We start from the raw sequence: 20,690 nt of genomic DNA, 5'->3' as shown, positions 1-20,690 counted from the left end.
TGAGTTTGTATGGCGCCCTCTGTGCGCCGTCATCAACCTCGTAAACAATCGTGCCACGGCATAGTGCCCCCTCGTGCTCCGGACCTGTCCGGATCCGCCTGGGAAGCAAATGTTTTTGGCACGGGCGTTTAGGCCTGGTCTGGCAAAATCCAGGCAGGTCAAGAGACACCCCGATCAACCGTTCCGCAAGGCTCATTCCGTAGGAAGATTTTCGGTCTGAGAACCGGCGCGACGCAAGGAGTAAATAGTGATTCAGCAGGAGTCGCGACTCAAGGTCGCCGACAACACGGGTGCTAAGGAAATCCTTACCATTCGCGTTCTCGGTGGATCTGGCCGTCGCTACGCAGGCATTGGCGACGTCATCGTCGCTACCGTCAAGGATGCAATTCCGGGCGGCAACGTAAAGAAGGGCGATGTTGTTAAGGCAGTCATCGTCCGTACCAAGAAGGAACGCCGCCGTGCGGATGGTTCCTATATCAAGTTTGACGAGAACGCAGCTGTGATCCTGAAGGCTGACGGTGACCCCCGCGGTACCCGTATCTTCGGACCGGTTGGTCGTGAACTTCGTGACAAGAAGTTCATGAAGATCGTTTCTCTGGCTCCGGAGGTGCTTTAGTCCATGGCTAAGATCAAAAAGGGTGACCTCGTTCAGGTCATCACTGGCGCCAAGGCTGAGCGCGGCGGCGACAAAGGCAAGCAGGGCAAGGTTCTGCGCGTATTCCCGGAGACCAGCCGCGTGTTGGTCGAAGGCATTAACCGCGTAACCAAGCACACGAAGGCCGGTCAGTCGCAGCGCGGCACCAAGACTGGTGGCATCGAGGTCGTAGAAGCTTCGGTCCACATCTCCAACGTGGCTCTGGTTGACCCGTCCACCAAGAAGCCCACCCGCGTTGGTTTCCGCACCGAGACCGTGGAGCGCAATGGCGTGAAGCGCGACGTGCGTGTCCGCGTGGCCAAGAGCTCCGGGAAGGACATCTAATGACTGAGACTCTCGAGACTCCGGCAGCGAAGATCGTTCCTCGTCTGAAGACCAAGTACGCCGATTCCATCAAGAGCACGCTCGTTGAGGAATTCAAGTACAGCAACGTTAACCAGGTTCCCCGCCTGGTGAAGGTCGTTGTGAACATGGGTGTTGGAGATGCCGCTAAGGACTCCAAGCTGATCGACGGCGCTGTCCGCGATCTGACCCTGATCACCGGCCAGAAGCCGCAGGTAACCAAGGCCCGCAAGTCGATCGCACAGTTCAAGCTGCGCGAAGGCATGCCCATCGGCGCACACGCAACCCTGCGTGGAGACCGCATGTGGGAATTCCTGGATCGTCTGGTCACGCTGGCTCTGCCCCGTATCCGCGACTTCCGCGGCCTCAGTGGCAAGCAGTTCGACGGCAACGGCAACTACACCTTCGGTCTGACCGAGCAGGTTATGTTCCACGAAATCGACCAAGATTCCATCGACCGCGTACGCGGTATGGACATCACGGTTGTAACCACCGCCAAGACCAATGACGAAGGCCGCGCGCTGCTCAAGGCGCTTGGCTTCCCGTTCAAGGCCGAAGACTAATCTAACTACGTAACAGGTCCTTCGCTGATGCTTCATGCAGCAGCGAGGAAACCGTTATGAGGAAGGGCAAGAGCCCAAATGACAATGACTGATCCGGTCGCAGACATGCTTACGCGTCTGCGCAATGCAAACTCGGCTTACCACGATTCCGTGTCCATGCCGTACAGCAAGCTCAAGGCACGCGTTGCCGACATCCTGAAGGCTGAAGGTTACATCGCCTCCTGGAAAGAAGAAGACGCGGAGGTTGGCAAGAAGCTGACCCTGGACCTTAAGTTCGGACCGAACCGCGAGCGTTCAATCGCTGGCGTTCGCCGTATTTCCAAGCCGGGCCTGCGTGTTTACGCAAAGTCCACCAACCTCCCGCACGTGCTCGGTGGCCTGGGTGTCGCAATCCTGTCCACCTCTTCCGGCCTCTTGACTGATAAGCAAGCCGGCAAGAAGGGCGTGGGCGGCGAAGTCCTCGCCTACGTCTGGTAACGGGAAAGGAAGAGAATAATGTCACGTATTGGACGTCTCCCCATCACCGTTCCTGCCGGCGTTGAGGTCAAGGTTGACGGCTCTGTCGTCAGCGTCAAGGGTGCCAAAGGCGAGCTGAACCACACTGTGGCCAGCCCGATCGAGGTTTCCCTGGAAGCAGAGACCCTGACTGTCGCCCGCCCGAACGACGAGCGCGCCTCCCGTTCACTCCACGGCCTGACCCGCACCCTGATCTCCAACATGATCGAGGGCGTTACCAAGGGCTACGAGAAGAAGCTTGAAATCGTTGGTACTGGTTACCGCGTTCAGGCCAAGGGATCTGACCTTGAGTTCGCTCTCGGCTACAGCCACCCGGTAAATGTCACCGCACCGGACGGCATCACCTTTGCAGTTGAGACCCCGACCAAGCTCTCTGTTTCAGGTATCAACAAGCAGCAGGTCGGCGAGGTTGCTGCCAACATTCGCAAGCTGCGGAAGCCGGACCCCTACAAGGGCAAGGGCATTCGCTACGCAGGCGAAGTCATCCGCCGCAAGGTCGGAAAGGCTGGTAAGTAACCATGGCCATCTCAATTAACAAGAAGCGTACGAACAAGAGCAAGTCTGCTTCGCGCAGCCGCCGCCAGCTTCGTATCCGCAAGCGCATCTCCGGTACGGCTGTACGTCCTCGTCTGGTCGTCAACCGTTCCGCACGCCACGTATTCGTCCAGGTTGTCGATGACACCAAGGGCCTGACCGTAGCGAGCGCCTCCACACTGGAAGCCGATCTTCGTGCATTCGAAGGTGACAAGACCGCCAAGGCCAAGCGCGTTGGCGAGCTCGTCGCCGAGCGTGCGAAGGCTGCCGGTATCGAAGCAGTTGTCTTCGACCGCGGTGGTAACAAGTACCACGGCCGAATTGCTGCTGTCGCTGACGGCGCACGTGAAGGTGGGCTGTCACTGTGACGGAAGCAAACAAGGAAAAGGACACTGTGTCTGCAGATCAGAAGGCTACTGAAGCCGTAGCTGCTCCGGCCACTGAGACCACTGCGCCCGCAGCTGCTGCCGATGACCGCCGTGGTGGCGCTCGTCGTGGCGAGCGTGGCGACAAGGGCCAGGGCGGTCGCGATGGCGGCCGTGGTGGCCGTGGTGGCCGTGACGGCGGCCGCGAAGCCGAGAAGAGCCAGTTCATTGAACGCGTTGTCACCATCAACCGCGTTTCCAAGGTGGTCAAGGGTGGTCGTCGCTTCAGCTTCACCGCTCTGGTCGTCGTTGGTGACGGTAACGGCATGGTCGGCGTGGGCTACGGCAAGGCTAAGGAAGTTCCTGCCGCAATCGCGAAGGGCGTTGAAGAGGCCAAGAAGTCCTTCTTCCGCGTTCCCCGCATTGGCAACACCATCCCGCACCGCGTTCAGGGTGAGGCCGCTGCCGGCGTCGTAATGCTGCGTCCGGCTTCCGCCGGTACCGGTGTTATTGCCGGTGGTCCGGTTCGCGCCATCTTGGAGTGCGTGGGCATCCACGACATCCTCTCCAAGTCGCTCGGTTCCTCCAACGCCATCAACATCGTTCACGCGACGGTTGCTGCGCTGAAGCAGCTCGAAGAGCCGGCAGCAGTGGCAGCACGTCGCGGCCTGCCGCTGGACGAGGTTGCTCCGCCAGCAATGGTGAAGGCAATCCTGAACCAGAAGGCGGGTGTCTAAGCCATGGCTAAGAACCTGATTCCCTCCGACCTGCAGTTGGAGATCACTCAGATCAAGTCCGCCATTGGCGGCAAGCAGAACCAGCGCGACACCCTTCGGTCACTCGGCCTGAAGCGGATCGGACACACCGTTGTCCGCACCGCCGACGCCGTGACTGTTGGAATGCTCAACACGGTTCCGCACCTGGTAAAGGTAGAGGAGGCGAAGTAAATGGCAGAGAAGAACACCGCCGAAAAGGCTCAGGGCGCCACTGCTGAGAAGCAGAACGCACTTAAGGTTCACCACCTGCGTCCCGCCCCGGGTGCCAAAACCGCCAAGACCCGCGTTGGTCGTGGTGAAGGTTCCAAGGGTAAGACCGCTGGTCGCGGTACCAAGGGTACGAAGGCCCGCTACCAGATCAAGGCTGGCTTTGCCGGCGGCCAGCTGCCGCTGCACATGCGCCTGCCGAAGCTGCGCGGCTTCAAGAACCCCTTCCGGGTTGAGTTCCAGGTTGTAAACCTGGACAAGCTCAACGAGCTGTTCCCCGAAGGTGGCGCAGTCACCGTGGAGAACCTGGTCGAAAAGGGTGCCGTTCGCAAGAACCAGCCCGTCAAGGTGCTTGGCACCGGCGACATCACCGTCAAGGTTGACGTCACCGCCCACGCATTCTCGGCCAGCGCCGCAGAAAAGATTGCAGCAGCAGGCGGAAGCACCACCGCTCTCTAGTAGACGGTGGGCGAACGCCCGTTGTGAACTCCCGGTGTGCAAGGCCCCCAGGGCCCTGCACACCGGGAGTTTTTTTCGCATCCGCCTGCCGACCATTTCCGTCCGTGCGCCGCAATCGCGGGTTCGCGGATTATTCGCAGGGCCGATCCACCCGTTAGACTCGGTTGTTGGGATTATTGTCCCCATCACACCACGCTTATAAACAACACAGGAGGACGCTTGCTTAGCGCATTTGGCCGGGCCTTTCGCACGCCTGATCTGCGACGCAAGTTGTTGTTCACGCTGGCAATCATCACAATCTTCCGCTTGGGTGCATTCATCCCCTCGCCTGGTGTGAACTACCAGAATGTCCAGCAATGCTTGCAGAACGGTCAGACCGCTGGCGGGCTTTATCAGCTCGTCAACCTGTTCAGCGGCGGTGCCTTGCTTCAGGTGTCCATCTTCGCGCTGGGCATCATGCCGTACATCACGGCCAGCATCATCGTGCAGCTGCTCCGGGTGGTCATTCCCCGGTTCCAGGAGCTGTACGAGGAGGGCGCCTCCGGGCAGTCCAAACTCACCCAGTACACGCGGTACCTCACCATTGCCCTGGGCCTGCTGAACGCAACGACGCTGGTGTCGCTGGCACGTTCAGGCCAGTTGCTTCCGGGCTGTGCACTGCCGATCATTCCTGACGACAGCATCATCACCACCATCCTGCTGATCATCACGCTGACCGCCGGTACCGGGCTCATTATGTGGATGGGCGAACTCGTCACCGAAAAGGGTGTGGGCAACGGCATGTCGCTGCTCATCTTCACCTCCATAGCGGCGACGTTCCCCACGTCCTTGGGTGCCATCTGGAGCTCACAGGGCCCGGGTACGTTCTTTATGGTCCTGGTCATCGGCCTGGTGACGGTTGCCCTGGTGGTCTTCGTGGAGCAGTCCCAGCGCCGTGTCCCGGTGCAGTATGCCAAGCGGATGATCGGACGCCGGACCGTCGGCGGCACCAGCACCTACATCCCCATCAAGGTGAACATGGCAGGCGTGATCCCCGTGATCTTCGCATCGTCCATGCTCTACCTGCCGGGACTGATCTCACAGTTCAACCAGCCCAAAGCGGGCGAGGCGCTCGCGCCGTGGGTTGAGTGGATCAACAACAACCTGACCCGAGGAGACCACCCGATCTACATGGCGCTGTACTTCGCCATGATCGTGTTCTTCACCTACTTCTACGTCGCGATCACCTTCAACCCTGAAGAGGTCTCGGACAACATGAAGAAGTACGGCGGTTTCATCCCGGGTATCCGTGCCGGAAAACCGACCGCGGACTACCTGCAGTACGTGCTCTCCCGGATCACGCTGCCCGGTGCCCTGTACCTGGGCTTCGTGGCACTGATTCCGCTGGTGGCACTGGTACTGATCAACGCGAACCAGAACTTCCCGTTCGGTGGCACCTCGATCCTGATCATGGTGGGCGTTGGCCTTGAAACCGTCAAGCAAATAGATGCGCAGCTACAGCAACGTCACTACGAAGGGCTTTTGCGATGACGAAAATGTTGATTATTGGACCCCCCGGTTCCGGAAAAGGAACTCAAGCGGAACGCATTTCCGAGCGCCTCGGCGTCGTGGCGATTTCCACCGGTGATATCTTCCGCGCCAACGTGAAGGGCGAAACTCCTCTTGGCATCGAAGCCAAGAAGTACATGGACGCCGGGGACTTCGTTCCGGACAGCGTCACCAACAAAATGGTCCGCGACCGCCTCAGCGAGTCCGACGTCGAAAATGGCTTCCTCCTGGACGGCTACCCGCGCACCACGGCGCAGGTGGACTACCTTGACGGGATCCTCGCGAACAGCGAAGAAAAGCTCGACGTCGTCCTGCAGCTCACGGCCGACGACGAGGAACTCGTCTCCCGCCTGTTGGGCCGTGCCAGGGAAACGGGCCGGAGCGACGACAACGAAGCCGTGATCCGCCACCGTCTGGACCTGTACCACGAGCAGACCGAGGCCGTTGTGGCCAAGTATGCCGAACGCGGCATCCTGACCCAGGTTGACGGCATCGGCGGCATCGACGAGGTCACCGACCGCGTTATGCAGGCCATCAAGGCAGCCCAGGCCGCCTAAGCCCCCGCAACATGCTTTTCCGAGGCTCCTCCCGGCATCCGGGAGGAGCCTCACCCATTGAGAGGACACACCATGGCCTTCGGCCAGCCCCGTATCGAATACAAGACCAACGCCCAAATGCGAATCATGCACGACGCCGGGCTGGTGCTGAGCCGTGCGTTGGACGCGGCAGTGGCCGCAGCCGCTCCCGGGGTCACCACCAAGCAGCTGGACGACGTCTTCGCCGCGGTGCTCAATGAGGCCGGCGCCAAGTCGAACTTCCTCGGCTACCACGGCTTCCCCGCCACCATCTGCACCTCCGTGAACGAGGAAGTGGTGCACGGCATCCCCGGCGGCAAGGTCCTCAACGACGGCGACATCGTCTCGATCGACGGCGGCGCGATAGTCGACGGCTGGCATTCCGACTCTGCCCGGACCGTCATCGTGGGCAAGGCCGACCCCGAGGACCAGCGTCTCTCAGACGTCACCCAGGCAGCCATGTGGCGCGGCATCGCCGCACTGGCCACAGGAAGCCACGTGGGCGACGTCGGCGCGGCCATCGACGACTACGTCTCCTCCGTGCCCGGTAAGCCGCTGGGCATCCTGGAGGACTACGTGGGCCACGGCATCGGCTCCGAGATGCACATGGCCCCGGATGTCCTGAACTACCGCACCAGCCACCGTGGCCCCAAGATCAAGCCCGGATTGTGCCTGGCCATTGAGCCCATGCTGGTCCGTGGCAGCATCGACACCGCCGTGCTGGAGGACGACTGGACAGTGGTGACCACCGACGGCAAGCGCTCCTGCCAATGGGAGCACTCGGTTGCCGTCCACGAAAAGGGGATCTGGGTACTCTCAGCCCCCGACGGCGGAGCGGAGCACCTGGTGCCGCTCGGCGTCGTACCGGTTCCGATCCCGTAGGTTTCGACGCGCTAATGCGCTCCCGACGCGCAAAATCCTTGTCGCTACCTAAATACCGGTAGCGGCAGGGATTTTGCGTGTCGCAGGTGGAGCAGGGGGTCAGGCCTTGAGCTTGGGCTTGACGTCCTTGGTGTAGATCCCCTCGAGGGTCGCCTTCAGCTCGGTCATGGTGGCCTTCACGTCGCCCTGCTGGGTGAGGATCTTGGCGGCAGCCTTGGCCATCTCCTGGTCCGCTCCCGGCAGGAATGCACGGGCGTTGTCCTGGACCTTGGTCACGGCCAGCTGGTCCATGGCGATTTTGATCTGCGGGGTCTTGGCGAGCACAGCGGTCATGTCGGCGGACGTGCGCGTGGGCATGTAGCCGGTCGCGGCCGAGAACGCGGCAGTGTTCTCCGGCTCGGTCATGAACTGGAGGAACATGGCCGCTGCCAGCTGCTCTTCCTTGGTGACACCGCTGGGGATGCCCAGGCCGGCGCCGCCGGTGGGGCACACGCCGGTGGTGACCTTTGAGCCGCCCGGCATGAAGCCGACGCCCACGTTGAACTTGGCGGACTTCAGGATGCCGATCAGCGACCCCGTCGAAGACAACGTGGCCGAAGCAAGGCCGGCGGCAAAGTCGTCGGCGGATTCCTTGGAGGAAACGCCGGCCCAGGCGTCCTTGTAGACGGAATCCTGGGCCGCCTGCAGTGCCGCCACGGACTCGGCTGAATCACAGGTGATGTCCCATTCCTTGGACCAGCCGCCGCCTTCGCCCCAAAGGTTGTTCTGCAGGGTCCAGCCCGCGTAGCCGGCCAGGGCGGGGTGCATAAAGGCGTACTGGGCGCCGGAGGCTGCCTTGAGCTTGGGGGCCCAGCCGGCGAATTCCTGCCAGGTGGCGGGGGCTCGGTCCGGCAGGCCTGCTGCGCTGAAGTGGTCCTTGTTGTAGTAGAACAGGGGCGTGGACCGGCCGTAGGGGAGTGCCCACTGCTTGCCGTCGTACTTGTAGTCGTCCACCAGCGAGGTGCGGAAGTCGTCCAGCTTGACGTCCAGCTGCTTGACCAGGGAGTCCAGCGGGATGATGCTCTCGTTCAGGTAGTAGCGGAACCACCAGACGTCGGAGAGGACCACCAGGGACGGCAGGCCTGACTTGGCGGCCTGGGCGGTCTGGAACTTCTGGGCGATTTCCTCGTAGTTGGCGCCGGCCGTCACCAGGTTCACCTTGATGTCCGGGTGCTTGGCGTGGAACTTCTCGATAATGCTCTTTTCCACGTCCTGAGACTTGCCCGGGTGGTTGGACCAGAAGTCGATGGATGCGGCCGGCTTGACGCTGCTGAAGTCGACGTCGGACACGGTTGTCACCGCGGCTCCGGGGGTTGTTGACGGACCGCCGCACGCGGAGAGCGCTGCGGCGCCTGCCCCGGCGCCCGCCAGGGTGAGGAAGAACCGTCGATCAAGGGTAAAGGACATGGTGCTGCCTTTCGTTATGTGCCTCGGTGGTGCTGGATGCGGTGGATGGATGGTTTGGATGCCCTACGGCAATGCCCTACGGCAATGCCCGACGGCGGTGCTCGCCGGAGGTTAGCCCGTCACGCTGCCTTGGGTCAGGCCCGCGACGATGTAGCGCTGGAGCATGGCGAAGATGACCAGGATGGGGACGATCACGAGGACGGCGCCGGCCATCATGATTCCCCAGCCTGCGCCGTTGCTCTCGGAGTTCTGCAGCAGGGTCAGGCCGACTGGAAGCGTCATGCTTTCGGGTTTGTCCGTGATGATCAGCGGCCAGATGTATTCGTTCCATTCGCTGACCACGGTGACCAGGGCAACCGTGGCGATGGATGGAACGGAGACCGGAACGACGATCTGCCACAGCCGCCGCCAGTGGCCGGCGCCGTCGATCTCTGCGGATTCCAGGATCGAACCGGGCAGGGTGAGGAAGTGCTGGCGCAGCAGGAACGTGCCGAAGGCGGTGCCCAGGCCGGGCAGGATGATGCCCCACAGGGTGTTCTTTCCGCCCATTCCGGCGATCAGGATGTAGTTCGGCAGGATGGACACCTGCGCGGGAACCATCAGGGCCACGAGGATCAGGACGAAGATCAGGTTCTTGAACGGAAAGCGCACAAACACCAGGGCATAGGCGGTCAGCAGGGCGAGGATCACTTTGATGCCGCCGCCCACCACGGTGACGATGGTGCTGTTCAGGAAGAACTGACCGAACGGGACCGTGGTCATGGCCACGCGATAGTTCTCCGGGTCCAGGGCTGCCGGGAGCACCTGCAGATCCAGGGTGACGATTTCGCCGGGCTGTTTGAACGAGCTCAGCACCATCCACAGCAGCGGCAGGACGACCACCAGGACGGCGACGGCCAGCGGCGCATACCCGGCAGCGACTGTCCTGACCAGGTTGGCGCGGGAGAACGGCCGCTCGAGGGGCGGGACGGCGTCGGGCGTTGAAGAGGCTGAATGGAGGGCGGCGGGAGCGCTCACGAGTAGTGCACCTTCCTTTCGACGAACCGCAGCTGCAGCACCGTGATGACCAGCAGGATGACAAACAGGACCACCGAGATGGCGGCGGAATAGCCGGCGCGGTTGTAGGCGCCGAAGGCTTGGAGGTACGCCTCGTAGATGAGGGTGCTGGTGCCGCTGCCCAGGGGCGTCATGATCCGGATGAGGTCGAAGGCCTGGAGCGAGCTAAGCATGGTGGTGATCAGCAGAAAGAAGGTGGTGGGGGAGAGCAGCGGCAGCGACATGCTGACGAAGCGCCGGAAACTGCTGGCACCGTCCAACGACGCAGCCTCCATCACGTCCTGCGGCAGGGACTGCAACCCGGCGAGAAACACCACCGCGCAGTAGCCCAGGTTCTTCCAGACGTACACGATGATGACCATCACCAGGGAGAGCTCCGGATCGTTGATCCACTGCGGACTCTGCTGCCCGAAGCCCCGCAGGATCCAGGCCAGCACACCGTAGCCGGGGTCAAAGATGAACAGCCACACCAGGCCAACGCCAACCCCGGACAGCACATACGGTGCGAAGACGGCCGACCGGGCAAAGGTGGTGCCGCGGACCTTCGAGTTCAGGGCCAGCGCCACCAGCAGGCCAAGCACCATGGAGCCGCCCACGGTTGCGGCAGTGAACACGGCGGTGGTGCCAAGGACCCGGCCGGCGTCCGCGCTGGTGAAGAACGTGACGTAGTTTTCCAGCCCGATGACGGTGGCCGACGCGGAGCCGAGCGTCCAGTTCAGCGTGGAGTAGTAGAGGTTGTTGAACAGCGGGACGTAGGTGAAGACCGCGATGAGCAGCAGGTTCGGCAGGGCCAGCCCGAGGAAGACGAAGAAGTCCTGGCGTTTCCGGCGCGACCAGCGATTGCGCGTCCGGGGCAGGGCGCCGGCCTGGTCCTTTGCTCTGTGGGTGGCCGTCTGCGTCGGGGAACTGCCCGGCTTGGCGGTGAGCTGTGGTGTCATGGATCTCAATCGGAAAGCCTGCAGCAGCAGGGCTGTGGAACGGATTTGAGATCACTCCATCACATCGTGCAAGCCGGACAGGACCAGATGCGGCCACGCAGCGAATTGTTGTTCCAGGCTTCGGAACCCGTTCACGGAACGTTTCGTTTCGCCGGTGATCGAGCCCACAGTCCGCCGGTGAACGCAGGGCAGAATGGAGCCATGGGAGCAATCACAGATGTGCCTGGGATCAGGGTTGGGCACACGCAGAAGACCGACGACGGGTGGCTGACTGGCGTCACCGTGGTGCTGCCGCCGCCGGGGGCTGTCGGGTCGGTGGACGTCCGGGGCGGGGGACCCGGAACACACGAGACCGACGCGCTGGATCCCACCACGCTCGTTTCCACGGTGGACGCCGTAGTCCTCACCGGCGGCAGCGCGTATGGGCTGGTCTCCGCCCACGGTGCGCAGCGCTGGTGCGAGGAGAACGGCCGGGGCTTCGCGGTCACCGGGGGAGTGGTGCCCATCGTTCCCGCAGCCGCGATCTTCGACCTGGGCCGGGGAGGCGACTTCTCAGCGCGCCCGACGGCGGATATGGGCTACGCGGCCGCCGTCGCCGCTGCTGCCGAAACGGACGGGCACGACGTCGGACGCGGCAGTGTGGGTGCAGGCACCGGAGCGATGACCGGACGCGGACAGTTCAAGGGGGGAGTGGGGACGGCTTCGGTCACGCTCGAGAACGGCGTGGTTGTGGGGGCGCTGGCCGTGGTGAACGCACTTGGTTTGCCATTTGCCGTGGGGGACGCGGGCGGTGAGACTGGCACCGAGAAGACGGGGCTGGGACCCGGCAGCGTGCGTCTAAGCGAGGAACGAGCGAGCACGCCTAGGGTTGCAGCGCCGGCGGCGTCGGAACCACAAGGACTCAACACGACGCTGGTGGTTGTTGCTACGAACGCAGTCTTGGACCCCGCCGAGTGCAAGAGAACTGCTTCTGCGGCACATGCTGGGCTGGCTCGCGCGCTCAATCCGTCGCACACCCTGGCAGACGGGGATACTGTCTTTTGCCTCGCGACTGGTGACGTGGCACTGGACCGGAGTACTGAAACTGCCAGGCAGGTGAGCCTCATTACGCTGCAGAGTGCGGCAGCCGACGTCGTACGCTTGGCGATACTGGACGGGATTTCGGCAAGCTCAATTACCGGGTAGGGTGTGTACTTTCATTTTTAGTTTGGACTTTCTACCCACTTACAGTAAAGTGGTTTGTTGGTTGTCTGCCCAGCTGTGCCCTGTTTGGGGCCGGAGGTGATAACCGATCCAACAAAAACGTTCGTGGTCATGTCCGGTGCAATCCGGCAGGGCTGCGGCAACAACAGTTAGCGGAGGGTATGGCCAAGAAGGACGGGGTCATTGAGATCGAAGGCGTTGTGACTGAGGCGCTGCCTAACGCGATGTTTCGCGTTGAGCTGACCAACAAGCACATCGTACTCGCGCACATCTCAGGCAAGATGCGCCAGCACTACATCAGGATTCTCCCTGAGGACCGGGTAGTGGTGGAACTGAGCCCTTATGACCTCACTCGGGGTCGTATCGTCTACCGCTACAAGTAAATTCTGGGCGGCCTCAGCATGAGCTGACGGCTGCTCCAGTTGACCAACTGCCACACGCAAAGGAATGCCATGAAGGTCAAGCCGAGCGTCAAGCAGATCTGCGAAAAGTGCAAAGTGATCCGCCGTAATGGCCGGGTCATGGTGATCTGCGAGAACCCGCGCCACAAGCAGCGCCAGGGCTAATTTCCCTCCCGAGGGAAATCCTGGGTTGCTAACCCACGCAAGTAAATAAAGGCAGCACAAGCTGAATTGGGACGTATGAGCCCGGACAGCTAACCCCCGGTCGGAGGCTGGGGCCGCACAGAACGTGCGGGTGTACTGCCTACGACCTCCGGTTTATTCAAGGAGTACTGCCAATATGGCTCGTCTCGCTGGCGTAGACATTCCCCGCGAAAAGCGGTTGGAAATTGCGCTTACTTACATCTACGGCGTGGGCAAGACCCGTGCACACGAAACCCTGGCTGCCACTGGCATCAGCGCTGACGTCCGCGTTAAGGACCTCACCGATGCACAGCTGGTAGAGCTTCGTGACTACATTGAAGGCAACTACAAGGTTGAGGGTGACCTTCGCCGCGAAGTAGCAGCTGATATCCGCCGCAAGGTTGAAATCGGCAGCTACGAAGGTATTCGCCACCGCAAGGGCCTGCCAGTGCGCGGACAGCGTACGAAGACGAACGCACGTACCCGTAAGGGTCCGAAGCGCACCGTTGCAGGCAAGAAGAAGGCTCGTTAAATCCCTCGGGATTGACTCGTCTTCCCCCAATAACTTTCTGTAGGAGAAAAAATGCCCCCGAAGACTCGTGGCGCGGTTCGCAAGCCGCGTAAGAAGGACAAAAAGAATATCGCGCTGGGCCAGGCGCACATCAAGAGCACTTTTAACAACACCATCGTGTCCATCACGGACCCGAACGGCGCTGTTATCTCTTGGGCTTCCTCAGGTGAGGTTGGCTTCAAGGGCTCACGCAAGTCCACCCCGTTCGCAGCCCAGATGGCTGCCGAAGCTGCTGCCAAGCGTGCGCAGGAGCACGGCATGCGCAAGGTTGACGTTTTCGTCAAGGGACCGGGTTCCGGACGCGAGACCGCAATCCGCTCGCTGCAGGCCGCTGGCCTGGAGGTTGGCTCCATCCAGGACGTCACCCCCGCAGCGCACAACGGTTGCCGTCCGCCGAAGCGCCGCCGCGTCTAAGGCTTTTCCAGCAGCTTGAGCTTGCCCGGACCGTCAATGGTCCGGGCAAGCCCAGCCGCGCTAAGTCTTCAGACCGAATTTCCACCACCTGTGTTGCGTCATATAGCGGATGCTCGCCGAAAGGAAACCTAAGTGCTCATTGCACAGCGCCCCACCCTCTCCGAAGAGGTCGTCTCCGATAACCGCTCGCGTTTCATCATTGAACCGCTGGAACCGGGCTTCGGCTACACCCTCGGAAACTCCCTCCGCCGTACCCTGCTCTCCTCCATCCCCGGTGCCGCTGTAACCAGCATCCGGATCGATGGCGTGCTGCACGAGTTCACCACGGTTCCGGGTGTCAAGGAAGATGTCACTGAGATCATCCTGAACATCAAGAGCCTGTCGGTTTCCTCCGAGCACGACGAGCCGGTTGTGGCTTACCTGCGCAAGCAGGGCCCCGGAGTCGTCACCGCCGCGGACATCGCTCCGCCGGCCGGCGTCGAATTCCACAACCCGGATCTGCACATTGCCACGCTGAACTCGAAGGGCAAGTTCGAACTCGAACTGACCATCGAGCGCGGCCGCGGCTACGTTTCGGCAGCTCAGAACAAGTCCGGCGACTCCGAGATCGGCCGTATCCCGGTCGACTCGATCTACTCGCCGGTCCTGAAGGTTACTTTCCGCGTGGAAGCAACCCGTGTTGAGCAGCGCACCGACTTCGACAAGCTCATTGTCGACGTCGAGACCAAGCAGGCCATCGCCCCGCGCGATGCTGTTGCTTCCGCAGGTACCACCCTGGTGGAACTCTTCGGTCTGGCCCGCGAGCTGAACACCGCAGCTGAAGGTATCGAGATTGGCCCGTCGCCGACGGATGCTGCCCTGGCAGCAGACATGGCACTGCCGATCGAGGATCTGGACCTCACCGTCCGTTCCTACAACTGCCTCAAGCGTGAGGGCATCCACACCGTGGGTGAACTCGTTGCACGCTCCGAGGCTGACCTCATGGACATCCGTAACTTCGGTGCGAAGTCCATTGACGAGGTCAAGGCAAAGCTGGTTGAACTGGGCCTGTCCCTCAAGGACTCGCCTCCCGGTTTTGACCTCGCAGCACGCGCCGCAGCAATTGAAGAGGACGACGCCGCTTTCGGCGACGACGAACTCTAACAAACAGATCTTGGCCGGCTGGCTGGATGCACCACGGTGTGCGCAGCCCACTGGCTTCCATATGAGGAGAAACTATTATGCCTACCCCCGCTAAGGGTCCGCGCCTCGGAGGCGGAGCGGCTCACGAGCGTCTTATGCTCGCGAACCTGTCCGCCGCACTGTTCGAGCACAAGCGGATCACCACCACGGTGACCAAGGCCAAGCGACTGAAGCCGTACGCCGAGCGCCTGGTGACTTTCGCCAAGCGTGGCGACCTGGCTTCCCGCCGCCGTGTACTCGGCCTGATCAGCAACAAGGGCATCGTCCACGAGCTGTTCACCGACATTGCACAGGCGGTGGAGAACCGCGACGGCGGCTACACCCGCATCACCAAGATCGGCAACCGTAAGGGCGACAACGCTCCCATGGCTGTCATCGAACTGGTTCTCGAGCCGGTTTCCGCCAAGCAGGCCGTTGTGGCCGAGGCTACTCAGGCTGCCGCCAAGGCTGCTCCGGTTGCTGAGCCTGTCGAGACCGAAGCTGCTGAAGCCAAGTACGCCGGCTCCAAGCCTGCTACGGCTGACAACGTTGCCCCTGAGGGCTTCGAGGTCAAGGGCAACGAGGACTCCATGAAGTACCACGTTCCCGGCTCACGCTGGTACGACGCCACGGTTGCTGAAGTCTGGTTCGACTCTGCAGAGTCCGCCGCAGCCGCAGGCTTCGTGCCTGCCGGTGGCGAAGCTGCACAGGCCGTCGAAGCTGAGTAATCAGGCTCTGACGCTCCAGTAGACTTATGTCTATGAACGACCAAAAACCCGCTGCCCCCGTTTCGGGGGGCGGCGGGTTTTTGCGTGTCCGGTTTGATTTATCGTACGACGGCGGCCCCTTCAACGGGTGGGCCGTGCAGCCGGGATTGCGGACCGTCCAGGGCATCCTGGAAGAGGCGCTGGCGTTGTTGATCCGCCGGCCCATCCGGGTCACCGTGGCGGGACGTACCGACGCCGGCGTGCACGCCCGCGGCCAGGTGGTCCACCTGGACCTGACCGAGGCCGAGTGGCTGAAACTGCCGCGCGGGCACGAACTGGATCCCGCCGTCGCGTTCCTTCGGCGAATTCGGGGCGCCCTCAGCAGGGGGTTGGGGGACCTGAGCGGGGCTATCGAGGTCCACCTGGTGTCCCTGGCGCCCGTGGGCTTCGATGCCAGGTTCTCTGCACTCTGGCGGCGCTACAGCTACCGCATCGCGGACGGACCCGCCCTGTGGGATCCGCTCGAACGGTACTTCACGCTGTGGCACCAAAGCCCGCTGGACGTGGACCTGCTGAACGCGGGTGCCGTGCAGCTGCTGGGGCTGCAGAACTTCCTGTCCTACTGCAAGCCGCGGGAGGGTGCCACCACTATCCGTGAGCTGCAGCGTTTCGAGTTCCACCGCGGCGAGGACGGCGTTATTGTGGCGACCGTCCAGGCTGACGCGTTCTGTCACAACATGGTGCGGTCCCTGGTTGGCTCGGCCCTGTTCGTGGGCGAGGGCATCGAGGAGCCGGGATGGCTGCATGAGCGGCTGCTGGCCAAGAAACGGGACGCCAAATCTGTCCTGGCCGCCCCGCACCCGCTGGTCCTTGAAGAGGTTGCCTACCCGTCAGACGACGAGATGCTGGCCCGCGCCGAGCTGACAAGGGCAGTCCGCAAGCACTAAGCCGTGGACCCCATCGACTGCTCCGTCAGCGCCCTTTTGGGCCTCGAAAAGGGCTTCTACGGAGCAATCGATGAAGGGGTGGGCAGGGTCATGGTGAATGTGCTGCCGCCGCCCAGGGCACTGGCGCAGGCGATGGCACCGCCGTGGCGTTCCAGGATGGTCTTGGTGATCGACAGGCCCAGTCCGGCTCCCGGAATGGCAGCGTCCCGGGCCGACTCGGCGCGGAAGAACCGGCTGAAAACCTTGGCCGCATCCTCGGGCGCCATGCCCATCCCGGTGTCCCGAACAACAAGCTTGACCCAGTCATCGGTGCCGGCTGCGCTGATGGTCACTGTCCCGCCGTCCGGGGAGTACTTGATGGCGTTCGACACCAGGTTGTCCAGTGCCTGGCCGATCCGCAGCGGGTCGGCGTAGGCCCAGAGCGGGGAGGGAACGTTGGCCACCAGGGCTACCGCTGACCGCTCCGCGTGCGCCTGGGCCGAGCCGATGCTTGTCTCCACTAGGCCGGAAATGTCCGTGCGTTTCGGGTGAACGTTCAGGGCGGCGGAGGCTTCGAGCGTCAGGTCCGAGACCAGGGCCAGCAGCCGTTCGGAGTTGCGCTGCACCACGTCCAGGCGCCGGACCGTGAGGTCGGACATCCCCTCGCGGTCCTCCAGCACCAGGTCGATGTTGCCGAGGATGGAATTGAGCGGGGACCTGAACTCGTGGGAGACATTCGCGACCAGCTCTTCGTTCGCAGCCATGGCCTCGACCAGGCCCGTGACGTCGTTGAAGACCACCACCGCCCCGGTGAGGTGGCCGACGTCGTCCTTCAAGGGCCTCGCCGCGGTGGAAACCGCGCGCTGCTGCGGGCCATCGCCGATCCAGACGAGGTAGTCCGCGAAGGACTCGCCCTCGATGGCGCGTCGGAGGGGACGTTTCTCCGCCGGCAGAGGAGTCATCTTGTCTTGGGCGAAGACCAGGTACTGACTTTCGTCACCGACGGCTACCCCCGCAGGGATGGCCGTCTGCTGGAACCCCCGCTGCCGGTTATTCGTCAGCAGCTGGTCACCGTTCGAATCCACGGCGATAATGCCGACGTCGGTGGCGTCCAGGATGGTCATCAACAGCTTTTCGCGCTCCCGGCTCGCGGCGAGCAGTTCCCGGAGTTCCTCGCCCATGGCCTGCAGCTGCCGCTGCTGGATGCGCATATTGACACTGGCGAAGCGGATTGCGAGCGAAACGGCGAGCATCATGAGCGGGAAAAGGATCAGCGATGTGATGTCCGCTGCCGTGAGATTTGGGAATCTTCCGGCCATCGACGGGAGCATGATGAGCAGAGTCCCCACTGCGCTGAGCACAAGGCTTGTCCGCACCAGCATGCCGGAAGCGGCGAGCCAAATGACGGGAAATATGACCAGGATTGCCAATCCCGGGAGGAGCGGCGAGGCGCCGTTTCGCAGGATCCCAATCGCGAGAAAGTCAAGAATCGGAATTACCAGATAGGCGCTACGACGCAGACGCTCCCAAGGGGTCAGGAAACAGGCCAGGAAAAGAATGCCCTGTATGGCGATTCCTGCCAGATAGAGGAGACTGCCCAGGAGCGAAGGCCAGGCAAAGGGCGTCATCACGCCCAGGATAGTGACAATCAGAGTCAGCGGAAGCTGGCACAATGCGACCTGGGTGCGGGGACCAAGATTTCTGAAATAGGGGGCCACACCCCTGGATGAGGGACGTACAGCCATACGGACTCTCCAACGTTCTTGACGGCCCCAATTCCGTCCCCAACCAATTCACGCGCCCAAATTCTCTCAGGGCGACGCACTTCACCCTCTGAATCCTATTGTGTATGGGCTGTCATAGTAATTGACTTTTCAGAACGGGATTGTGAAGAGGAGTGTCATCTGCCGTTCATGCTTGTACCGTAGAGAGAGTTGGAGTGGATTTGGCATCGGCGCTGGGCTGATGGGGGGCCAAATACACCTGGCGTTGGGGATAGCGATGGATGATCTTGGGGTAGCAGTAGTAATCGAGGACGACGTGGATGTGAGGAACCTCCTGGAGGGGGTCTTGACCCAGGCGGGGTTCGAGGTCCACACGGCTGCGGACGGAAGGGAAGGCGTCGAAGTCGTGCGCCATCGGCAGGCCAGCGTGGTCACGCTCGACATCGGCCTTCCGGACATTGACGGTTTTGAAGTGCTCAGGCGGATCCGCGGTTTCAGCGACGCCTACGTGGTCATGCTGACCGGCAGGACCGAAGAGCCGGACCTCTTGTCGGCGCTCAACGCCGGTGCCGATGATTACATCGCCAAACCCTTCCGGCCGCGTGAGCTCCGTGCAAGGGTGGCAGCGATGATGCGCCGGCCGCGTCACGACATCGGTCTTGAACCGCCAGCGCCAGCCGTATGGGCAGCACCGCCTGCTGCGCCGGCACAGCTGACGGAAACCGGCGTGTTGCGCCACAACGGACTCGCACTTAATCCTCGGACCCGCACCGTCACGATGGATGGTGAAAATCTCGGTCTCACCCGCAGCGAGTTTGACCTGCTCCACACTCTGTTGAACGGCGCAGGGGCTGTCTGTACCAGGTCCCACCTGGTGCGTGCTGTCCGAGGGGATCTTTACGAAGCCGACGCCTACATCAGTGAAGCCGATGAGCGTGCCGTGGAAGTCCACGTCGGCAACCTGCGCCGCAAGCTCCAGGAGGACTCCCAGTCCCCGCGGTGGCTGCAGACTGTGCGCGGTGTGGGGTACCGGCTGGCGCCCAAGAGACCGGAACACGGCTGAGGGAGGGGCTTGGCCTTCCGGAAGGAAATTAGCCGTTCTTGACGATGTAACTGGACTGGAGTTCTGAAACGGTCTGCTCGCCGTTTTCCGCCACCCGTTCCATGATTGCCAGCCCGTCACTGAAGTCGCCCTGCCGGATCACGTCTTCCAGAATTTCGGCCAGACGCGCCAGGCGGAGCCCGCCCACCATGGCTGACGTGATCCGTAGACTGATGACGGCGTCCAGCGCGGCGTCCGGGTCCTGGTTCTGTATTGCAGCGGCCAGTTTCGCGCAGCGCTGGTCCCACATGGCCGCGTAGTCGCGGGCGAAGCGGAGCGCCAATTCCGATCCGTCCAGCTGCTCTTCGAGTTCCTGAAGAGTCGCGCCGTCGACCAGGGGGAGGAGCTCATCATAATCAGACGTCATTCCAGCGGCCTCTGCTACCGCTGACCGCGCCGGAACAGCGGCTGTGGGCGTGCCCTCGCCGCTGGACTGCGGATCTGGAATGTACATGTTTTGAGGCTACTTCCTGATTTTGCTGCGGGGCCGGACTTCGGTAGATCCTGTGGAAACCTTGAGGGGAGCTTTAGGATGTGCGTCTTTTTTGCCGTTACTGGCCGCTGAAAGTCTCCATGGCGTTGATGACGGCCGGGCCTAAGATGGCTATGAAAAGAACCGGAAAGATGAAAAACAGAAGCGGAAAGAGAATACTCACGGGCAACTTCATGGCCTTCTCCTCGGCACGCTGCCGGCGTTTAACCCTCATGACTTTTGCTTGTACCCTCAAAACCCGACTGATCGCGATTCCGTAAGTGTCAGCTTGGACAACGGCCTGGACAAAGCTCCGCAATTCCGGAATGTTCGTTCGTTCAGCCAAGGCAAGGTAGGACTCCTTGCGGCCCCGTCCGACCTGCATGTCCTGCAAGGTGCGAACAAGCTCCTCTGCGAGCGGTCCCTTACCGTTCTCTCCGGCACGGGCCATAGCGCCTTCAAAGCCCAGGCCTGCCTCGACCGAGATCAGCATCTGGTCCAAGGTATTCGCCAGCTCCAGTTGCATGGCCTTTTGCCGCTCTTGGCCTTTGCTGTAGAGAAGCAGGTCGGGGATGAAGTAACCGAGAACTACGATGAAAAGCCCGAGCAGTTTAATGATTGTGGTCGGGCCACTCATGCTCATGTACGATCCAAGCAGTGCCCCCACGAGACCTAGCACAGTCTTAGCGGTCAGCAGGCGGGATAAAGGCAGGGATTCGGGTCGACCGGCCAACGACAATAGCCTGTCAAGCTTGCGCTGGTAGGCGGGCGGAGTAAGCCGGTAGGCGATCCTTTCGAGGACGTTGCTGTCTTTGGATTCCTCGACCGAGCTCGGTTCGTTGTCGCGGGCCAGGAGCTCCTGAATAGTCGAGCGGGTCTTTTTGTCCACGGACAGCAGTGACCAGGCAAGATATGCCGTAGGCAGGGGTACCAACAGCAGCGAAAGAAATACCAGGGGATCCAT

At 62.0% G+C, this 20,690-nt stretch carries 27 protein-coding genes; 21 read left to right on the top strand and 6 right to left on the bottom strand.

Annotated elements, in window-relative coordinates; all coding sequences use genetic code 11:
* Positions 1-247: 247 nt before the first annotated feature.
* From rplN to map, 12 genes are all read left to right on the top strand, one after another.
* Positions 248-616: a 50S ribosomal protein L14 gene (gene rplN, locus NG696_RS16520; protein WP_024366126.1), complete on the top strand. Its 369-nt coding sequence runs from the start codon at positions 248-250 to the stop codon at positions 614-616.
* Between the two features lie 3 nt (positions 617-619).
* Positions 620-979, top strand: coding sequence for a 50S ribosomal protein L24 (gene rplX, locus NG696_RS16515; protein ID WP_252576180.1), 360 nt, complete (start codon positions 620-622; stop codon positions 977-979).
* The gene (gene rplE, locus NG696_RS16510; protein ID WP_185261220.1) at positions 979-1,560 is read left to right on the top strand and encodes a 50S ribosomal protein L5; all 582 of its coding nucleotides are present in this window, start codon (positions 979-981) and stop codon (positions 1,558-1,560) included. The genes rplX and rplE overlap by 1 nt, the downstream gene beginning before the upstream one ends.
* Positions 1,561-1,638: 78 nt before the next feature.
* On the top strand, positions 1,639-2,037 hold the full coding sequence (gene rpsH, locus NG696_RS16505) for a 30S ribosomal protein S8 (RefSeq protein WP_056344363.1): 399 nt from the start codon (positions 1,639-1,641) through the stop codon (positions 2,035-2,037).
* Between the two features lie 18 nt (positions 2,038-2,055).
* Positions 2,056-2,592 carry a 50S ribosomal protein L6 gene (gene rplF / locus NG696_RS16500; RefSeq protein WP_056344361.1) on the top strand — a complete coding sequence of 179 codons (537 nt, stop codon included), beginning with the start codon at positions 2,056-2,058 and terminating at the stop codon, positions 2,590-2,592.
* A 2-nt stretch (positions 2,593-2,594) separates the two neighbouring features.
* Positions 2,595-2,978: a 50S ribosomal protein L18 gene (gene rplR / locus NG696_RS16495; RefSeq protein WP_058931720.1), complete on the top strand. Its 384-nt coding sequence runs from the start codon at positions 2,595-2,597 to the stop codon at positions 2,976-2,978.
* Positions 2,975-3,712, top strand: a complete 738-nt coding sequence (gene rpsE, locus NG696_RS16490) for a 30S ribosomal protein S5 (protein ID WP_058931721.1) — start codon at positions 2,975-2,977, stop codon at positions 3,710-3,712. Before rplR ends, rpsE begins: the two co-directional genes overlap by 4 nt.
* Positions 3,713-3,715: 3 nt before the next feature.
* Positions 3,716-3,922: a 50S ribosomal protein L30 gene (rpmD, locus tag NG696_RS16485; protein WP_056344352.1), complete on the top strand. Its 207-nt coding sequence runs from the start codon at positions 3,716-3,718 to the stop codon at positions 3,920-3,922.
* Positions 3,923-4,417: a 50S ribosomal protein L15 gene (gene rplO, locus NG696_RS16480; RefSeq protein WP_252569494.1), complete on the top strand. Its 495-nt coding sequence runs from the start codon at positions 3,923-3,925 to the stop codon at positions 4,415-4,417.
* Positions 4,418-4,636: 219 nt separating this feature from the next.
* Positions 4,637-5,947 (top strand): preprotein translocase subunit SecY, encoded by a 1,311-nt coding sequence (gene secY, locus NG696_RS16475; protein WP_058931723.1) that lies wholly within the window; start codon positions 4,637-4,639, stop codon positions 5,945-5,947.
* 5 nt (positions 5,948-5,952) lie between these two features.
* Complete coding sequence (locus tag NG696_RS16470) at positions 5,953-6,522, top strand: adenylate kinase (protein ID WP_252570545.1); 570 nt, start codon at positions 5,953-5,955, stop codon at positions 6,520-6,522.
* Positions 6,523-6,594: 72 nt separating this feature from the next.
* A complete protein-coding gene (gene map, locus NG696_RS16465; protein WP_252569491.1) occupies positions 6,595-7,422 on the top strand; it encodes a type I methionyl aminopeptidase in 828 nt (275 codons plus the stop codon).
* A 99-nt stretch (positions 7,423-7,521) separates the two neighbouring features.
* Here map and NG696_RS16460 read toward each other — a convergent pair whose 3' ends face one another.
* The 3 genes from NG696_RS16460 to NG696_RS16450 form a co-directional block, all read right to left on the bottom strand.
* The gene (locus NG696_RS16460) at positions 7,522-8,868 is read right to left on the bottom strand and encodes an ABC transporter substrate-binding protein (RefSeq protein ID WP_252576179.1); all 1,347 of its coding nucleotides are present in this window, start codon (positions 8,866-8,868) and stop codon (positions 7,522-7,524) included.
* Between the two features lie 111 nt (positions 8,869-8,979).
* Positions 8,980-9,885, bottom strand: coding sequence for a carbohydrate ABC transporter permease (locus NG696_RS16455; RefSeq protein WP_374211249.1), 906 nt, complete (start codon positions 9,883-9,885; stop codon positions 8,980-8,982).
* Positions 9,882-10,862: a carbohydrate ABC transporter permease gene (locus NG696_RS16450; RefSeq protein ID WP_252576178.1), complete on the bottom strand. Its 981-nt coding sequence runs from the start codon at positions 10,860-10,862 to the stop codon at positions 9,882-9,884. The genes NG696_RS16455 and NG696_RS16450 overlap by 4 nt, the downstream gene beginning before the upstream one ends.
* Positions 10,863-11,063: 201 nt before the next feature.
* Between NG696_RS16450 and NG696_RS16445 the strand changes: the two genes are divergently transcribed.
* The 8 genes from NG696_RS16445 (at position 11,064) to NG696_RS16410 (ending at position 16,449) form a co-directional block, all read left to right on the top strand.
* Complete coding sequence (locus NG696_RS16445) at positions 11,064-12,047, top strand: P1 family peptidase (protein ID WP_252576177.1); 984 nt, start codon at positions 11,064-11,066, stop codon at positions 12,045-12,047.
* A gap of 179 nt (positions 12,048-12,226) precedes the next feature.
* Positions 12,227-12,448 (top strand): translation initiation factor IF-1, encoded by a 222-nt coding sequence (infA, locus tag NG696_RS16440; RefSeq protein ID WP_009358723.1) that lies wholly within the window; start codon positions 12,227-12,229, stop codon positions 12,446-12,448.
* A 69-nt stretch (positions 12,449-12,517) separates the two neighbouring features.
* On the top strand, positions 12,518-12,631 hold the full coding sequence (gene rpmJ / locus NG696_RS16435; protein WP_009358722.1) for a 50S ribosomal protein L36: 114 nt from the start codon (positions 12,518-12,520) through the stop codon (positions 12,629-12,631).
* Between the two features lie 175 nt (positions 12,632-12,806).
* Positions 12,807-13,181, top strand: coding sequence for a 30S ribosomal protein S13 (gene rpsM / locus NG696_RS16430; RefSeq protein WP_028275004.1), 375 nt, complete (start codon positions 12,807-12,809; stop codon positions 13,179-13,181).
* A gap of 51 nt (positions 13,182-13,232) precedes the next feature.
* On the top strand, positions 13,233-13,634 hold the full coding sequence (rpsK, locus tag NG696_RS16425; RefSeq protein ID WP_018769149.1) for a 30S ribosomal protein S11: 402 nt from the start codon (positions 13,233-13,235) through the stop codon (positions 13,632-13,634).
* 132 nt (positions 13,635-13,766) lie between these two features.
* Entirely contained in the window at positions 13,767-14,777 is a 1,011-nt protein-coding gene (locus NG696_RS16420; protein WP_056344331.1) for a DNA-directed RNA polymerase subunit alpha, read from the top strand.
* 77 nt (positions 14,778-14,854) lie between these two features.
* Positions 14,855-15,523 carry a 50S ribosomal protein L17, sunset domain variant gene (gene rplQ / locus NG696_RS16415; RefSeq protein ID WP_252567630.1) on the top strand — a complete coding sequence of 223 codons (669 nt, stop codon included), beginning with the start codon at positions 14,855-14,857 and terminating at the stop codon, positions 15,521-15,523.
* Between the two features lie 32 nt (positions 15,524-15,555).
* On the top strand, positions 15,556-16,449 hold the full coding sequence (locus NG696_RS16410) for a tRNA pseudouridine synthase A (protein WP_252576176.1): 894 nt from the start codon (positions 15,556-15,558) through the stop codon (positions 16,447-16,449).
* Between the two features lie 56 nt (positions 16,450-16,505).
* Here the strand turns inward: NG696_RS16410 and NG696_RS16405 are convergent, their stop codons facing one another.
* The gene (locus NG696_RS16405) at positions 16,506-18,056 is read right to left on the bottom strand and encodes a sensor histidine kinase (protein ID WP_252576175.1); all 1,551 of its coding nucleotides are present in this window, start codon (positions 18,054-18,056) and stop codon (positions 16,506-16,508) included.
* Positions 18,057-18,429: 373 nt separating this feature from the next.
* Here NG696_RS16405 and NG696_RS16400 point away from each other — a divergent pair, with 373 nt between their 5' ends.
* The gene (locus NG696_RS16400; protein ID WP_252576174.1) at positions 18,430-19,215 is read left to right on the top strand and encodes a response regulator transcription factor; all 786 of its coding nucleotides are present in this window, start codon (positions 18,430-18,432) and stop codon (positions 19,213-19,215) included.
* A 28-nt stretch (positions 19,216-19,243) separates the two neighbouring features.
* On the opposite strand, the gene NG696_RS16395 is transcribed toward NG696_RS16400, so the two are convergent.
* Complete coding sequence (locus tag NG696_RS16395; protein WP_252576173.1) at positions 19,244-19,708, bottom strand: Hpt domain-containing protein; 465 nt, start codon at positions 19,706-19,708, stop codon at positions 19,244-19,246.
* Between the two features lie 97 nt (positions 19,709-19,805).
* Positions 19,806-20,690: a type II secretion system F family protein gene (locus NG696_RS16390; RefSeq protein WP_252576172.1), complete on the bottom strand. Its 885-nt coding sequence runs from the start codon at positions 20,688-20,690 to the stop codon at positions 19,806-19,808.

This window comes from Pseudarthrobacter cellobiosi (assembly GCF_023913755.1).
GTDB classification, from domain to species: domain Bacteria; phylum Actinomycetota; class Actinomycetes; order Actinomycetales; family Micrococcaceae; genus Arthrobacter; species Arthrobacter cellobiosi.
The sequence above is the reverse complement of the archived record's forward strand: the minus strand, read 5'-3'. Positions and strand labels throughout refer to the sequence as shown.

Bases quoted from the DNA above. Each gene is read 5' to 3' on its own strand.
- rplX (WP_252576180.1), top strand. From the start codon at position 620: ATGGCTAAGATCAAAAAGGGTGACCTCGTTCAGGTCATCACTGGCGCC.
- rplE (WP_185261220.1), top strand. From the start codon at position 979: ATGACTGAGACTCTCGAGACTCCGGCAGCGAAGATCGTTCCTCGTCTG.
- rpsH (WP_056344363.1), top strand. From the start codon at position 1,639: ATGACAATGACTGATCCGGTCGCAGACATGCTTACGCGTCTGCGCAAT.
- rplF (WP_056344361.1), top strand. From the start codon at position 2,056: ATGTCACGTATTGGACGTCTCCCCATCACCGTTCCTGCCGGCGTTGAG.
- rplR (WP_058931720.1), top strand. From the start codon at position 2,595: ATGGCCATCTCAATTAACAAGAAGCGTACGAACAAGAGCAAGTCTGCT.
- rpmD (WP_056344352.1), top strand. From the start codon at position 3,716: ATGGCTAAGAACCTGATTCCCTCCGACCTGCAGTTGGAGATCACTCAG.
- rplO (WP_252569494.1), top strand. From the start codon at position 3,923: ATGGCAGAGAAGAACACCGCCGAAAAGGCTCAGGGCGCCACTGCTGAG.
- NG696_RS16470 (WP_252570545.1), top strand. From the start codon at position 5,953: ATGTTGATTATTGGACCCCCCGGTTCCGGAAAAGGAACTCAAGCGGAA.
- map (WP_252569491.1), top strand. From the start codon at position 6,595: ATGGCCTTCGGCCAGCCCCGTATCGAATACAAGACCAACGCCCAAATG.
- NG696_RS16460 (WP_252576179.1), bottom strand. From the start codon at position 8,868: ATGTCCTTTACCCTTGATCGACGGTTCTTCCTCACCCTGGCGGGCGCC.
- NG696_RS16450 (WP_252576178.1), bottom strand. From the start codon at position 10,862: ATGACACCACAGCTCACCGCCAAGCCGGGCAGTTCCCCGACGCAGACG.
- NG696_RS16445 (WP_252576177.1), top strand. From the start codon at position 11,064: ATGGGAGCAATCACAGATGTGCCTGGGATCAGGGTTGGGCACACGCAG.
- infA (WP_009358723.1), top strand. From the start codon at position 12,227: ATGGCCAAGAAGGACGGGGTCATTGAGATCGAAGGCGTTGTGACTGAG.
- rpmJ (WP_009358722.1), top strand. From the start codon at position 12,518: ATGAAGGTCAAGCCGAGCGTCAAGCAGATCTGCGAAAAGTGCAAAGTG.
- rpsM (WP_028275004.1), top strand. From the start codon at position 12,807: ATGGCTCGTCTCGCTGGCGTAGACATTCCCCGCGAAAAGCGGTTGGAA.
- rpsK (WP_018769149.1), top strand. From the start codon at position 13,233: ATGCCCCCGAAGACTCGTGGCGCGGTTCGCAAGCCGCGTAAGAAGGAC.
- rplQ (WP_252567630.1), top strand. From the start codon at position 14,855: ATGCCTACCCCCGCTAAGGGTCCGCGCCTCGGAGGCGGAGCGGCTCAC.
- NG696_RS16410 (WP_252576176.1), top strand. From the start codon at position 15,556: ATGAACGACCAAAAACCCGCTGCCCCCGTTTCGGGGGGCGGCGGGTTT.
- NG696_RS16405 (WP_252576175.1), bottom strand. From the start codon at position 18,056: ATGACGCCCTTTGCCTGGCCTTCGCTCCTGGGCAGTCTCCTCTATCTG.
- NG696_RS16400 (WP_252576174.1), top strand. From the start codon at position 18,430: ATGGATGATCTTGGGGTAGCAGTAGTAATCGAGGACGACGTGGATGTG.
- NG696_RS16395 (WP_252576173.1), bottom strand. From the start codon at position 19,708: ATGTACATTCCAGATCCGCAGTCCAGCGGCGAGGGCACGCCCACAGCC.
- NG696_RS16390 (WP_252576172.1), bottom strand. From the start codon at position 20,690: ATGGATCCCCTGGTATTTCTTTCGCTGCTGTTGGTACCCCTGCCTACG.